Here is a 13906-nt window from a genome sequence, read left to right on the forward strand (position 1 = left end):
ATGACAAAATAGACTCATATTTATTGAAAAGAGTTTAATTAAACCAATAGCTACAAATTAAGTTTCAGTTTTTTAATCTCATCAGCATTAGCAAAAGATTCATACGATAAGACCGCAGAAGAGTGGAAATACTTTCCTTGGGTTACATTTTTTAATTCTGAAATATTATTGGAACGTACACCTCCGCCAATTAAAATTTTGATATCATCAGAATAATCTTCAATCATTTTTTTCAAATTTTCTTTTCCTTCCATTGCAGAATTTTCTCCTCCCGAAGTAAGGATTTCTTTGAAGCCAAGCTCAATAAGCTTCTCTGTTGATTCAAAGATATTTTTGGTTCTGTCGATTGCTCTGTGAAAAACACAGGGTTTTCCGTTGGCTAAGTCGATTAAGATTTTATTTTTTTCGATGTCTATTTCCTGATTTTCATCTAAGATTCCGAAAACAAAACCGTCTGCTTTGGCTTTAGAAAAATCGATGATGTCTTTCTGCATTTGCTTAAATTCTGAGTCGGTGTAAAAAAAGCCTCCTCCTACAGGACGAATCATCACATGAATAGGTTTCGAATATTTCTCTTTCAAATATCTTAATTCTTCAAGGTCTGGAGTAACCCCTCCTGAATTGATGTCTGCACAAAATTCAATTCTGTCGGCTACAGAATTTAGCGCAATTTCTGCTGAAGTGATATCGAAAGTGGCGATTTCTAAGAACATATATGGTATTCTAATTTTTTAATTAATTTTTTCTAAAACATTTCCAATGAAGAACCTATTTTGGATTTTAGTGACCTTAATGATACATTTAAAAATTTCTTTAGATTCTGTATCTTCAAGCTCCACATAAAAACTGTAATCATTTTCAAGCGTTCCATTTAAATCACATTTTCTGACCTTAATTTTTGTCCAATCTTGTGCTGGAATAAGAAAACCTGTATTAATACTTACATTTTCAGTATTAAATTTATTTTTCCATTTTTTCTGAAATTCTTTTAAGGTTAAACTTCCATCAACATCTAAATCAACATTTGTTGCATCAATTTTAAACTCATAATAATCTTTGGTCGTAATATTCTGCATGATATTTCCCTGATTTGAAAGGTCTGCATCAAAATAACTTTCAATACTTTTTATCAACCAGGCTTTTGCTGCTGCAGATTCTTTGGAATTGTTTTCTACTACAGATTCTTTAGGAAGATTATTAATTTTAATTTCTTCCTTTTTAGTCTCATTGCAACTTATTATTAAAAGTAAACTAATAATAATTATGTTTTTCATATTCTTTGTTTAGGTTTTGGCTAAAGCCAAATAGATAATCTATTACATTTAAAATGGGTTAAAACCCGTTTCTATTGATTGACAAACATATTAAATTTAAAATTTAACTTTTATTTTAAAGCAAATTGCGGTTTTTCCAAACGATTTCCTTTTTGGTCATAAACAGCAAAATTAAACCCATCCTGAATACAGTATGAGCCATATTCTCCTTTTTTATTGATGGCTATAAAACCCACTTGAATATCTTTCAGGTCTTTATTTCTTTTTTTAGTAATGGTTACAATTCTTTCAACAGCTTCTTTACAGGCTTGTTGAGGATTTCTTCCCTGTCTCATCAACTCAACCACCAGGTGCGTTCCTACCGTTCTGATAACTTCCTCACCATGACCTGTTGCCGTTGCAGCGCCCACTTCATTATCCACAAATAATCCTGCGCCAATAATTGGAGAATCTCCTACTCTGCCATGCATTTTAAAAGCCATTCCGCTCGTAGTACAGGCTCCCGAAAGATTTCCTTGCGCATCTAAAGCAATCATTCCGATGGTATCATGGTTTTCGATGTTGACAATGGGTTGATATTTACTGTCTTTCAACCATTCTTTCCATTCTTTTTCAGATTCTGCAGTGAGTATATTTTCTTTTTTAAAGCCTTGAGAAACGGCAAATTGAAAAGCTCCATCACCCACCAACATGACGTGAGGTGTTTTTTCCATCACGGCTCTTGCTACCGAAATTGGATTTTTAATGTTTTCAAGACATGCTACTGAACCGATGTTGTAATTTTCATCCATAATACAGGCATCCAGTGTCACTCTACCGTCTCTATCAGGGCGTCCTCCATAACCTACACTTCTTTCGTTGGGGTCATTTTCAACCAAACGAACGCCTTTTTCAACCGCATCCAGGGCTCTTCCTCCTTTTCCCAAAATTTTCCAAGCTTCTTCGTTGGCTTTTAAACCAAAATCCCAAGTGGAAAGTACTATCGGTTTATTGATTATTTTTTTATTCTCTGAGGGTTCTTTAGCAATCAAATCTAATGGATTTAACAGTAATGCTGAAGAAATAAGTGCTGATTTTTTTAGAAATTTCCTTCTAGTTTCCATGATAGGTTTTAAGATTTTTCTAAATTACTAAAATTTTGCATCAGTAAAAAAATGATTCTAAACTTGTTTAAACTTTTTATTTAACCACAAAAGGCACAAAAGATTTAGATATTTCTATTAAAGCTTATTTTTAAAATGAAAAAAGAACACATTAATTTTCAAAAATCTTTGATTTTTATTCTTTTGACAGCTTTGAATATCTAATCATATACATTTCAAATTTCTTTTGTGGTTAAAGAAATTAGTTTAAATAGCTTTTATAAAAAGAATGACAGACGTATCATTAATGAGGTAATTTTTCTCTGAAATATCCGTAAACCCAAGTTCCAAAAATAGCGCTCAGTAAAGTAATTGTTACCACGAAAGCTCCCGTTCCTATTTGCGCAAATAAAGGACCAGGACATGCTCCGGTAATTGCCCAGCCAAATCCGAAAATCAAACCGCCATAGATTTGTCCTTTATTGAATTTTTTAGGAGCAATTATAATAGGTTCTCCGTTGATGGTTTTAATATTAAACTTTTTAATAAGCCAAATAGAAATCATTCCCGTAAAAATGGCGCTTCCAATCACACCATACATATGAAATGACTGCAAACGAAACATTTCCTGAATTCTGAACCAGCTTATAATTTCAGCTTTCACAAAAACAATTCCGAATAAAATACCTATTAAAAGATATTTGAGATTGTGATACCATTTAGTCTGAACATCATTTTCATTAGTAGCAATGATATCCTGATGATGTGTATTTTTTTCTTTTGTCATTTTTAAAATAGATTTTAAAGTGAAAGAATGATGGGCAAAATCACATTTGCCATTAAAAAACCACCTGCCATAAAGCAAATCGTCGCAACTAAAGAAGGCCATTGAAGATTAGAAATCCCCATTATGGAATGTCCACTGGTACAACCACCTGCATATCGGGTTCCAAATCCTACTAAAAACCCACCCACAACAATCAGGATAAAGCCTTTTAACGTTAATAAACTTTCAAAATTCATTAATTGTGTCGGCACAAGATTGCTGTAATCTGTAATTCCATAAGTTGCTAATTCCGCTTTAAGTTTTGGATTGACCGAAATTTCTCCCGGGTTTATCAAAAAATGGGAAGTGATGATTCCTCCTAATAAAATTCCTAAAACAAAGAGTAAATTCCAGGATTCTTTTTTCCAATCATATTTAAAAAAGCTCACATTTGCCGGAATACAAGCTGCGCAAACATGTCTTAACGAAGAGCTTATTCCAAATGATTTATTTCCTAAAATAAGCAGTGTAGGAACTGTAAGACCAATCAGTGGGCCTGCAATATACCAAGACCAGGGTTCTTTTATGATTTCTAGCATCTAATTTGTTTTAATTTATTTCTTTTTAAATTGACAGAAAATAAAATTCTGAATCGTATTAAATGGGGTAATATGATTTTCTGTAAAAGACGTTACAAGCTCAAAGTCTGTTGAGAATATATTTTTCAAACGCTCTTCATCATATTGTACAATTGGCAACCCACTGCATTTTTGCGGTCCGTTCACTGAAAATGTTCCAATAATCAAGGTATCTGAAACCGCATCTCTTACAATCTCAACATATTTTTTAATTTCCTCTTCTGTTGCCAGGAAGTGAAAAGCGGCTCTATCATGCCAAATATCATATTGATTATTGGTTTCAAATTCTGTAATGTCTGTTGTAATCCAATCTATATTTTTAGCTTGAGTTCCTAATCTTGTTTTTGCTTTTTCTAATGCTTTTGCAGAAATATCTAAAACAGAAATGTTTTTAAATTCCTTTTGGAGTAAAAAATCGACCAAATTACTATCTCCGCCTCCAATATCTATTATTTTTGAAGATTTGTCTTTTGAAGCGTCTTCTATAAGACTCAAAGATGTTTGAGGAATTTTTTGTGTCCAACTTATTTCATTCGGATTTTTTGTTTCATATACATTCTGCCAATGGTCTTTATAATTCTGCTTTTCAAAATTTATCATTATTTCATACTTTTTTAGGATTAATATATTTACAACTGCTGCATGTTTTAACCAATATAGGGGAAAACCTTAGTTGGGCAGACAAAGTTACTCTTAGAAACTTCAGTTTTTGCAATCGCTGCAAAACCGCCTTCAATTTCTGCAAAATTTCTGTACCCTCTTGCCTGCAGAATACTTGCTGCCATCATACTTCGATAACCTCCCGCACAATGAAGATAAAAATATTCTTCTGAATTTAAATCAGCAATCCATTCATTTATATACGCTAAAGGTTTATTATAAGCATCATTTACATGTTCAGCAAGATATTCTCTTTCTTTTCTCACATCTATAATTTGAGCATTTTTGTTCTTGATTTCATGCTCAAATTGTTGTGCAGAAATTCGATGAACTTTATCTATTTCCTTATGGCTTTTTTTCCAAGCTTCAAAACCTCCTTTCATAAAGCCTAAAACATTGTCAAAGCCTATTCTGCTTAATCTTGTCAGTGTTTCTTCTTCTTGATTGTCATCCGCAATTAATAAAATCGGATGGTTAACATCAACAATTAAAGCTCCTACCCAAGGTGCAAAATCACCATTTAACCCAATATTGATTGACTGAGGAACAAAGCCTTTTGCAAATACATCACTATTTCTAACATCAAGCATCAAAGCTCCTGAAAGTTCGGCTATTTCTTCAAATTCTTTAGGCGAAAGAGCATTTAAACCTTTAGATAAAACCTCATCGAAACTTTTGTAGCCCTTTTTATTCATCGCCACATTCATCCCAAAATAGGCAGGAGGCGGAAGAAGCCCATCCGTCACTGCTTTTATAAAACTGTTTTTATCTTTTTGATTCAACGCGTAATTTGTTTTCTTCTGATTTCCTAGAGTGTCAACCGTTTCTTTCTGCATATTTTTTCCACATGCCGAACCTGCACCATGAGCCGGATAAACTATAATTTCATCACTTAAAGGAAGAATTTTTTGATATAAACTTTCATACAGTAATCCTGCTAATTCTTCCTGAGTCATATTTTCAGCTTTCTGAGCCAAATCTGGGCGACCCACATCTCCTAAAAACAAGGTATCGCCACTAAACAAGGCTTTTTCTTCACCATTTTCATTAATTAATAAAAAAGAAGAGCTTTCCATCGTATGTCCCGGAGTGTGAAGAACTTTAATTTTTATTTTTCCCAGTTCAAAGATTTGATTGTCATCTGCGATAATCGCATCAAACTCTGGTTTTGCAGTCGGGCCGTAAACAATTGGAGCATTTGTTTTCTTACTCAAATCAATATGACCGCTTACAAAATCTGCATGGAAATGGGTTTCAAAAATATATTTTAGTTTTACTCCATCTTTTTCCAATCTATCAATATAAGGTTGGGTTTCTCTTAAAGGGTCTACAATAGCTGCTTCGCCTTCAGAAACTATATAATAAGCACCTTGAGCCAGGCATCCGGTATATATTTGTTCTATTTTCATCTTTTAAATATTTATTTTAATCATATTTTATGGAGTACAAATTTCTCTAAATCATTTTTCTCCCACCGCTACTTTTGTTACATAGCGATTTTAAAAGGCTATTTCTTTCAAAATAATAGACACTCCCATCACCAATATAAACCATCCAAAAGCAGGTTTCAGCTTTTCACCATTTATTTTCTTTGATAATTGTGTCCCTATAAAAATTCCTATTATTGCTAAAACTGAAATACTTCCTAAAAACATCCAATCGATTTTATGATGACCTTCTGAAGAAACAAAGCCTATCAAAGAATTAAAAGATATAATCACTAAAGAAGTTCCTACCGCAATTTTCATGGGCATTTTAAGTAAATTAACCAATGCAGGAATAATCATAAAACCTCCTCCGGCTCCTACCAATCCGGTTAAAAAACCGACAACAGAACCTTCTCCTGCCGCTAGAAAAATATTATTGCTTTGCGAATCTTCTGTTTTGATGGTTAATTTATTATTTTTTCGAATCATTTTATAGGAAGCGATAAGCATTAAACCTGCAAAAATCAACAGTAAGAAAGTATTTTTTTGCAGCACAAAGCTTCCTATTTTAAAAATATCATCGGGAATAATTGGCAGCAAAAAATGACGTGTAAGAAAAATAGAAAGTACTGATGGAATACCAAAAACTAAAGCCGTCTTACTATCTACCAAACCGCTTTTAAAATAAGAAACCGAACCAATAGCACTACTAATTCCAACTATAAAAAGTGAATATTCGGTCGCTAAAAAAGCATCGATTCCAAAAAGGTACACCAAAACAGGAACGGTAAAAATACTTCCGCCGCCACCTATTAAACCTAAAGAAACACCAATTAAAACTGATGCGATATATCCAAAAATTTCCATTTTCTCAACTTTATGCTGCAAAAATGGAAATATTATGAAAGCTACACAGCTACTTTTGTTACATAAGAAAAGCCTCATCGAGGCTTTATTTTTTTAATTTACTATAAACTATAAAAGAGTAATTTTATTTCTTCCGAGTTTTAACTTACCGGTATCTTCAAGTTGTTTTAAAAGTCTAGAGACCACCACTCTTGCGGTTCCAAGCTCGTTGGCAAGCTGTTCGTGAGTAATGATAATGGTTTTAGACTGAGAAATTTCACCTTTTTTAATAAGAAGATTCAGCAATCTTTCGTCTACTTTTTTAAAAGCAATGGCATTAATAATATCCAGCAATTCTTCAAAACGTTTATGATATAATCTGAAAATATAATCCAGCCATTCTGGATACTCTTTTATGAAAAGAGAAACTTTATCAACCGGCAAAAACAAAATTTCGGTATCTTCTTCCACTTCGGCTTTTACAATACTCTTCTCATTGTGCATGCCGCCAAGAAAAGACATGATGCAGCTTTCACCCGCCTGAATATAATACAGCAAAATCTCGCGACCATCTTCTTCTGTTCTGATTACTTTAATCATCCCTTTCATCACAATAGGAATGGAACGGATAGAAGAATTTTCATCTAAAATAATATCTCCCTCTTTAAAGGTTTTCTTATTTCCGTTGAGATATAATTTTTCTACTAAATCTGGTGATGATGTAAATTCTGATGATAAAACCGAGTTTTCCATGTGTTATAAATCTTTATTAATTAGCACCAATTTCATCTACAAATAACCATGCTTTAGAATCGGCTCCCGGATTTCCAGCTGGGATTATTCCGGCATTTTCTATTTTAATTTTAATAAATTTCGCATTCTGACTTCCTACTTTCAGATTGACCTTTCCTTTGGAATTTAGAATTTCATCTTTACCAATTTCTTTAATTGTTTTAAAATTCTTCCCATCATCAGAAACAGAAATAATAGCAGATTTTGCTAGATGAATCCAGCTTCCTTTATTGTCTAATGTATTAAAATAAACTTCTGTAAAACCCATTTTTTGCCCAAAATCAATTGTTGCAACGACGTCTTTTCCCTGAAAACCCAACCATGTTTTTCCTAATTGCTTTACATTTCCAACAATTCCGTCTACTAAAGTAAATGCTCCACCAAAAGAATAATTTTCACTTGGAAGATGCTCTAAATTAATTTTTTTGCCCGTTGTTTTTGAAGTTTTAAAATCTTGAGAAGAGATAGCAGATTTCAAAATGTTATTTTCAAAATACGCAGATTTCACCGTCATTTCTTTAGAAACAGGAATTGGATTTTGATATGTTGCAGAACTTGATTTTGGCTCACTTCCATCTACAGTATATTTTATTCCATCAGCATTTTGTGAGGTTGACAGTTCATAAGAAACTCCTTTTTCACTCGGGATTACTTTTCCGCCAATATTGTAGATGCTTTTCGCATAATTGACGTTCATTTTATCTAAAATTTTAAAATGCTCTACCACTCTGTTTTCAAACTCTTTATAATTTTCAGGTTTTGAACTTCCCCAACCCACTTCAGAAAGCGCAAACAATCTTGGGAAAATCATATATTGAACTTGTTTAAAATCAAGAATATATTCTGTCCATAAATTCGCCTGAACTCCTAAAATATATTTTGCCTGCACTGCATTTAACTCTGCAGGAATAGGGTTGTAAGAATAAACTTTTTCTAAAGGTGTAAAACCGCCAAAAGCATTCGGTTCGGTTTGTGGGTCACCCTGATAATGGTCAAAATAACAATATGAACCCGGCGTCATTACTGCAGAATGATTAGTTTTTGCCGCTTCAACTCCTCCTTTAATACCTGTCCAGCTCATTACCGCAGCATTTGGAGCTAAGCCACCTTCTAAAATCTCATCCCAACCGATGATTTTTCTGCCTTTAGAATTAACATATTTTTCAATTCTGTGGATAAAATAGCTCTGTAATCCATGCTCATCCTTCAGGTTATTTTTCTTAATTAAATCTTGGCAATGCGCACATTCTTTCCATCTTGTTTTAGGGCATTCATCGCCACCAATGTGAATATATTGCGAAGGAAAAAGCTTAATTACCTCATCCAAAACATTCTCTAAAAAAGTAAATGTTTCTTCTTTCGGGCAGAAAACATCATCAAAAACACCCCATTTTGTAGCCGATTCAAAAGGACCTTTTGTACACGCCAACTCAGGATAAGCCGAAAGTGCAGCCAAAGCATGGCCAGGCATTTCTATTTCGGGAACCACTGTGATATGTCTTTCTGTAGCATATTTTACCACTTCTTTGATTTGTTCCTGAGTATAAAAATACGGACCGTAAGGTTTTCCGTCAAAAGTATCGTCAACATACGCTCCAATCATCGATTCTTTACGTTTTGAACCAATTTGTGTAAGCTTTGGATATTTTTTAATTTCAATTCTCCAGCCTTGGTCATCGGTTAAATGCCAATGAAAAGTATTCAATTTGTACATCGCTAAATAATCGATGTACTGTTTTACTTCTTCAACCGTAAAAAAATGACGGCAAACGTCGAGGTGCATTCCGCGCCATGCAAATTTTGGCTGGTCTTCGATTCTCATTGCAGGAATTTTTCCTGCATCTTTATATTGTTCAAATAATTGGATTAAAGTTTGAAGTGCTAGAAAATAACCACTATTGGTAAAAGACTTTATTTCAATTTTTTTCGGCGAAATTTCAATGGTATAAATTTCAAAATTTTCCAATAAGCAATTCTGAACTTTGGAGTATGTTAAATGAGCATCTTTTTCTGATGTTTTTTTATAATTTAAACTTAAATGTTTTTTTAAAAATTCTGTTTCTCCTTTTGGAAGGTTTTTATCTAAATTAAAACTTTCAGGAATAATAAATTCACCATTCTGAAATTCAACTTTTTGTGGATAAGGAATTAAATTCAGCTTTGTCTGAGAAAAAAGTAAAGTTGAAATAAATAAAGAAAAGACCAGTAGAATACGTAGCATTTTTGTTGGAATTAGATTTTAGCGAATATAATTATTTTCTGATGACTTTTCTGAGGTTATTGATAAATGTTATGAAGTGTCGCTCCTACGGAGCTGAAAATTTGTTCGCATAGTTTTTTCTACAAAGGTTGAGCTCCTCCGGAGCTTTGTACACTAAGTAAATCAACTTATAAATTAATCATTTTAATAAGAGCTTTTTAAAAAATATTCTTTTTCAAAATTGAGTCTTCTCTTAAAATTATCCATCATCATTTAACTATTTCAGTTTAAAAACATCTAATTTTGCAAAAAATAAACGATGAGAAAAACTATTTTTCTAGCAGCTGGATTATTATTTTCAGTTTCTTCACAAGCACAAATTTTAGATATTATAAAATCTACCGTTAAAGACCAAACCGGTGTTGATTTAAACAATCCTAAAAAAAATACGACTTCTACGACAACCACTCCTACAAAATCATCGACAGGTTCTTCTGTTAACATCAACAATTTAACGTCAACACAAATTTCATCCGGACTAAAGGAAGCTTTAAATTTAGGCGTAACTGAAGGAGTAAAAAAACTTGGAGTAACGGATGGTTTCCTGAAAAATGAAGCGGTAAAAATTTTAATGCCCGAAAAATTAAGAGTGATTGATACTAAACTTCGTGCTTTCGGATTGGGAAGTTTGGCAGACCAAGGAGTGAAATTACTCAACAGAGCCGCCGAAGATGCCGTTACAGAATCTGCTCCGATTTTTACAAAAGCGATCACCTCAATGACGATTGCCGATGCCAAAAATATTTTGTTGGGTGGCGACAATTCTGCAACTAATTATCTACAGGGAAAAACTCAAAGTCAGTTATTTACTGCTTTCCAGCCAAAAGTAAAAGCTTCTTTAGGAAAAGTAGGTGCCGATAAAGTTTGGAATAGTTTGATTTCAAAATACAATACGTTGACTGGACAAGCAGTTTCGACAGATTTAAATGAATATGTAACCAATGAAACGATTAACGGCGTCTTTAAAATGGTTGCCGAGAAAGAAAGCGGAATAAGAAATAATTCTGTGATGAGAACGACGAGTATTTTGCAGAAGGTTTTCGGAGCGCAGGATGGTAAATAATTTTTTGTCTTGAAATAAAATGGATATGATTTTATTCGCTCACAAATGACTACATCTGTTTTAGCTTATTGTTTTTCAATACATTAACTGACTGGTTGTACTAATTTTTGAATTTCCTTTGCACTCTTTTTGTTTCGTATCATAAGTTTATATGCCCACAAAAAGATACCCAAACAAATAGTACAACCCATAGTAATTGATAAAATAAGTGAATTTTTATTTTTAGAACTAAGTTCTTCTATTTTTGTAGCTGCATTTTTATTTTGAGCATTCATACTCTCGTTGATAGAGCTTAGTTCTAACTGCTCTCTCTTAAATTGTAGTTCTTGTAGCTTTTTACTATATAACTGATAATAATTTTGATTTCCCATCACTAAATAATTATCGGCCATTTCTTTATAAATTTCTTCTAGAAGTGTAGAATCGTAAGTTTTTTCGCTTTTATTTTCAGCATTTTTTAAATATTCTAAAGCTTGTAAATTTTGATGTTTTATTTTTTTTATTTGAGATAATCCTTTTAAAGCATAAGACTGCAAGCTATTAGAGTTTGTAATAATTGCCAAGTGGTAAGCCTTTGAGAATGCGATTTCTGCCTTTTCGCTAAGCCCCAAATCTAAAAAGCAATTACCTATATAAAAAAACAAAATACTTTGATTATAGTATGTTTTTTCTACTTCTGTAATTTTTTCGAAAGATTTTACAGCATCTTGGAAGCTTTTAAGTGCAATTTCTGGATTATTTTGTTTTTTGCTAATCATCCCTCTTACCAAATTCATTCTTCCAACTTCAAAATATTTGTAGTACTCACCATCAGGTATTTTTGAGAGATACTGCTCTCCTTCATCAAGAGATTCTAAAGTTTTTGCATCCAATTCCATTTGTTCATACTGTAAAGCGGCAGTGATAAAAAAGCTAGTTTTTCTTTTCACATCATTAGATTGTAATACTAATTCACGAGCTTTCAATAAATATTGTAATGAGACCTTAAGATTTCCTTTTGTTAACTCTGCTGTTGAAATAATATGATAGAGCTGTATTATTTTATCTGCATTTTTTTCTTTTTTTAAAAGTTGTTTTACAATTTTAATTGATTCGTTGGGATTGTTGTAAAATTCTTGATTTGCTTTTTTCAACAGAATATCCTCATCGATTTGCACTGCAAAACAAGGAATATTAATTAATATCGTCATAAAAAAGGCAATACACATTTTTTTCATGAAGATTTTGATTTTATGATTTGTTGGATGTAAGTATTTGGAGACATACCCGTAACTGATTTAAAAATATTAGAAAATGCGCCATGCGAAGAAAACCCAGCATATTCTGCAAGATAGCTTACTTTATAGTTAAGATAAGAAGCGTCTTTTTTTAATAAATTCGCCATATGATTGATTCTTAATTCATTAATATAGGCATTAAAATTTTTTCCTTTATTCGTATTAATAAATTCAGATAAGTATTGTTTATTTATACTTGTTTGCTGCGAAAAAACCGTTAAAGACATGTTTTTATTTAAAAATTGATGCGTTTTTTCCCACTCTTCAATATTTTTTAAAATTTTCAAGTCTTTTTCATTTAAAACACTCGTTATTTCTTTTTCAAGATTTCTGTCTTTTAAGTTTTTGCGAACCTCAATTTTTCTTTCTTTATTAAAAATTGAATCTTGTTGTTGTATTTTTTTTAAGAATACAATCTGTTTTTTCAGATTTTTACTCGTTTTGAATTGATACAGCCAAAAAATAGATACTCCTAAAATCAGTAAAATAAATAATTGAATAATATATCTGAAAATAGTGTCATAAGAGAGGTTTTTGAATAAATAGTTTTTTCTATGCTGGCTTTCTAATAGTTTTATACTGTATTGTATCCCTTCTTTTCTATTAACATCTAATATTTTTTTTGTGGAATTGTATAAATCATTATAATACACATATTTCTCATCATTTCTTAGCGCCAGATAATTTTTTGAAAACAATTCGTAAAAATTTAACTTCATATTATTATAAGGAAGTATTTCAATTTTTTGAAACCCGCTATTTAATTTTTCTATTGAAGTGGCATATTCTTGTTTCTGAAAATAGTATTTTGATAAATTTTGATATGCAAATGCTAAAATAAAAGGACTTTTATCTTCTTTTTCAATATCCAGAATAAGCTTTTCTAAAAGTTGCCGGGCTTCATCTTGCTTATTTAAACGCAATAAAAAATTGCTCAAGAAAATTGTATTCTCCTGCTTAAGAAATGTCGCTTCTTTCGTTTTAATATCAAGGTATTGATTGCTTTGTTTTAGGTTTTCAATTGCCTTTTCAAAGTCTTTAGTGATGGCAGCATTAATTGCTTGAAGCTGATAAAGCTTTGCAATAACCGATTTGGTTTTATTATCAGAAGTTTTTAGAAGTTTTTGATTACTTAAAACATGATAGATATTTTTTTGTGACTGGTTATATAATTGTAAATCCTGATAAATATCTGCTAAATTATAACTGTTAAATAGGTGAATAAAATAAGCTAACTCTTTACTTTCATTTTCACTTTCATCTTCATCATCTTTTTGATTATATATGGAAATGGCCTGCACATAATTTCCTTCTAAAATATAGGCTTGAGAAATTATTTTTTGAAGGATAATCTGATTGCTTTTTTTCTTTTCACTTAGCAATAAACTTTGCGTGTATCGAATACAATCTTCCGGGTTTTCATATATCTTTTGAAAAGCTTTATCTCTTAATATTTCAAACTCTTTATTGGTTTGTGCTATAAAAAAAATAGGACAAAAAGAAACTAAAAATAAGAAAAGTACTTTTTTCCTTATAACGTTTAAAGAGAAATCATAAAAAAAGCTGACTATAAATTGCTGTAATCTCATTTTTCAACCAATATACCTTAAAATACTAAATTACTGTTTTTCAGCACATTAAACAAAACGACTCTTGTAAATTTATAAGATTTCATGTAAAAATGCAAGCATATTTTTAAAATCAAAGGTAATATAACATTAATATTGTTGAACACAATCGAGATAAAATAATTCAGATTATTAAGAAATTATTTATCAATAAGACATAGTAATTTAAGAATAATTACTCTTTTCAAAATCC

The 13906-nt window shown here is 31.6% G+C and carries 13 protein-coding genes; 1 reads left to right on the plus strand and 12 read right to left on the minus strand.

Going from position 1 to position 13906, the window contains the following annotated elements; translation table 11 throughout:
* Nucleotides 1–50: 50 nt before the first annotated feature.
* The 10 genes from LO744_RS14190 to LO744_RS14235 form a co-directional block, all read right to left on the minus strand.
* On the minus strand, nt 51–713 hold the full coding sequence (locus tag LO744_RS14190; RefSeq protein WP_230670247.1) for a copper homeostasis protein CutC: 663 nt from the start codon (nt 711–713) through the stop codon (nt 51–53).
* An 18-nt stretch (nt 714–731) separates the two neighbouring features.
* The gene (locus tag LO744_RS14195) at nt 732–1274 is read right to left on the minus strand and encodes a hypothetical protein (RefSeq protein WP_230670248.1); all 543 of its coding nucleotides are present in this window, start codon (nt 1272–1274) and stop codon (nt 732–734) included.
* A gap of 110 nt (nt 1275–1384) precedes the next feature.
* Nucleotides 1385–2377 (minus strand): isoaspartyl peptidase/L-asparaginase family protein, encoded by a 993-nt coding sequence (locus LO744_RS14200; protein WP_230670249.1) that lies wholly within the window; start codon nt 2375–2377, stop codon nt 1385–1387.
* Between the two features lie 283 nt (nt 2378–2660).
* Nucleotides 2661–3143, minus strand: coding sequence for a DUF6691 family protein (locus LO744_RS14205; protein ID WP_230670250.1), 483 nt, complete (start codon nt 3141–3143; stop codon nt 2661–2663).
* A 14-nt stretch (nt 3144–3157) separates the two neighbouring features.
* Nucleotides 3158–3721, minus strand: a complete 564-nt coding sequence (locus LO744_RS14210) for a YeeE/YedE family protein (protein WP_230670251.1) — start codon at nt 3719–3721, stop codon at nt 3158–3160.
* 15 nt (nt 3722–3736) lie between these two features.
* The gene (locus tag LO744_RS14215) at nt 3737–4360 is read right to left on the minus strand and encodes a class I SAM-dependent methyltransferase (RefSeq protein WP_230670252.1); all 624 of its coding nucleotides are present in this window, start codon (nt 4358–4360) and stop codon (nt 3737–3739) included.
* A 47-nt stretch (nt 4361–4407) separates the two neighbouring features.
* Nucleotides 4408–5829 carry an MBL fold metallo-hydrolase gene (locus tag LO744_RS14220; RefSeq protein ID WP_230670253.1) on the minus strand — a complete coding sequence of 474 codons (1422 nt, stop codon included), beginning with the start codon at nt 5827–5829 and terminating at the stop codon, nt 4408–4410.
* Between the two features lie 90 nt (nt 5830–5919).
* Entirely contained in the window at nt 5920–6714 is a 795-nt protein-coding gene (locus LO744_RS14225) for a sulfite exporter TauE/SafE family protein (protein ID WP_230670254.1), read from the minus strand.
* Between the two features lie 108 nt (nt 6715–6822).
* On the minus strand, nt 6823–7446 hold the full coding sequence (locus LO744_RS14230) for a Crp/Fnr family transcriptional regulator (RefSeq protein ID WP_230670255.1): 624 nt from the start codon (nt 7444–7446) through the stop codon (nt 6823–6825).
* A 16-nt stretch (nt 7447–7462) separates the two neighbouring features.
* Nucleotides 7463–9706, minus strand: a complete 2244-nt coding sequence (locus LO744_RS14235; RefSeq protein WP_230670256.1) for a glycoside hydrolase family 20 protein — start codon at nt 9704–9706, stop codon at nt 7463–7465.
* A gap of 298 nt (nt 9707–10004) precedes the next feature.
* On the opposite strand from LO744_RS14235, the gene LO744_RS14240 reads away from it, so the two are divergent.
* On the plus strand, nt 10005–10808 hold the full coding sequence (locus tag LO744_RS14240; RefSeq protein ID WP_230670257.1) for a DUF4197 domain-containing protein: 804 nt from the start codon (nt 10005–10007) through the stop codon (nt 10806–10808).
* Nucleotides 10809–10891: 83 nt separating this feature from the next.
* Here the strand turns inward: LO744_RS14240 and LO744_RS14245 are convergent, their stop codons facing one another.
* Both LO744_RS14245 and LO744_RS14250 read right to left on the minus strand, forming a co-directional pair.
* Nucleotides 10892–12025, minus strand: coding sequence for a hypothetical protein (locus tag LO744_RS14245; RefSeq protein ID WP_230670258.1), 1134 nt, complete (start codon nt 12023–12025; stop codon nt 10892–10894).
* Complete coding sequence (locus LO744_RS14250; protein ID WP_230670259.1) at nt 12022–13674, minus strand: helix-turn-helix domain-containing protein; 1653 nt, start codon at nt 13672–13674, stop codon at nt 12022–12024. The genes LO744_RS14245 and LO744_RS14250 overlap by 4 nt, the downstream gene beginning before the upstream one ends.
* Nucleotides 13675–13906: the final 232 nt, after the last annotated feature.

The organism is Chryseobacterium turcicum, from assembly GCF_021010565.1.
Taxonomy (GTDB): domain Bacteria; phylum Bacteroidota; class Bacteroidia; order Flavobacteriales; family Weeksellaceae; genus Chryseobacterium; species Chryseobacterium turcicum.

Bases quoted from the DNA above. Each gene is read 5' to 3' on its own strand.
- LO744_RS14225 (WP_230670254.1), bottom strand. From the start codon at position 6,714: ATGGAAATTTTTGGATATATCGCATCAGTTTTAATTGGTGTTTCTTTA.
- LO744_RS14250 (WP_230670259.1), bottom strand. From the start codon at position 13,674: ATGAGATTACAGCAATTTATAGTCAGCTTTTTTTATGATTTCTCTTTA.
- LO744_RS14220 (WP_230670253.1), bottom strand. From the start codon at position 5,829: ATGAAAATAGAACAAATATATACCGGATGCCTGGCTCAAGGTGCTTAT.
- LO744_RS14230 (WP_230670255.1), bottom strand. From the start codon at position 7,446: ATGGAAAACTCGGTTTTATCATCAGAATTTACATCATCACCAGATTTA.
- LO744_RS14240 (WP_230670257.1), top strand. From the start codon at position 10,005: ATGAGAAAAACTATTTTTCTAGCAGCTGGATTATTATTTTCAGTTTCT.
- LO744_RS14245 (WP_230670258.1), bottom strand. From the start codon at position 12,025: ATGAAAAAAATGTGTATTGCCTTTTTTATGACGATATTAATTAATATT.
- LO744_RS14215 (WP_230670252.1), bottom strand. From the start codon at position 4,360: ATGATAAATTTTGAAAAGCAGAATTATAAAGACCATTGGCAGAATGTA.
- LO744_RS14190 (WP_230670247.1), bottom strand. From the start codon at position 713: ATGTTCTTAGAAATCGCCACTTTCGATATCACTTCAGCAGAAATTGCG.
- LO744_RS14210 (WP_230670251.1), bottom strand. From the start codon at position 3,721: ATGCTAGAAATCATAAAAGAACCCTGGTCTTGGTATATTGCAGGCCCA.
- LO744_RS14205 (WP_230670250.1), bottom strand. From the start codon at position 3,143: ATGACAAAAGAAAAAAATACACATCATCAGGATATCATTGCTACTAAT.
- LO744_RS14235 (WP_230670256.1), bottom strand. From the start codon at position 9,706: ATGCTACGTATTCTACTGGTCTTTTCTTTATTTATTTCAACTTTACTT.
- LO744_RS14200 (WP_230670249.1), bottom strand. From the start codon at position 2,377: ATGGAAACTAGAAGGAAATTTCTAAAAAAATCAGCACTTATTTCTTCA.
- LO744_RS14195 (WP_230670248.1), bottom strand. From the start codon at position 1,274: ATGAAAAACATAATTATTATTAGTTTACTTTTAATAATAAGTTGCAAT.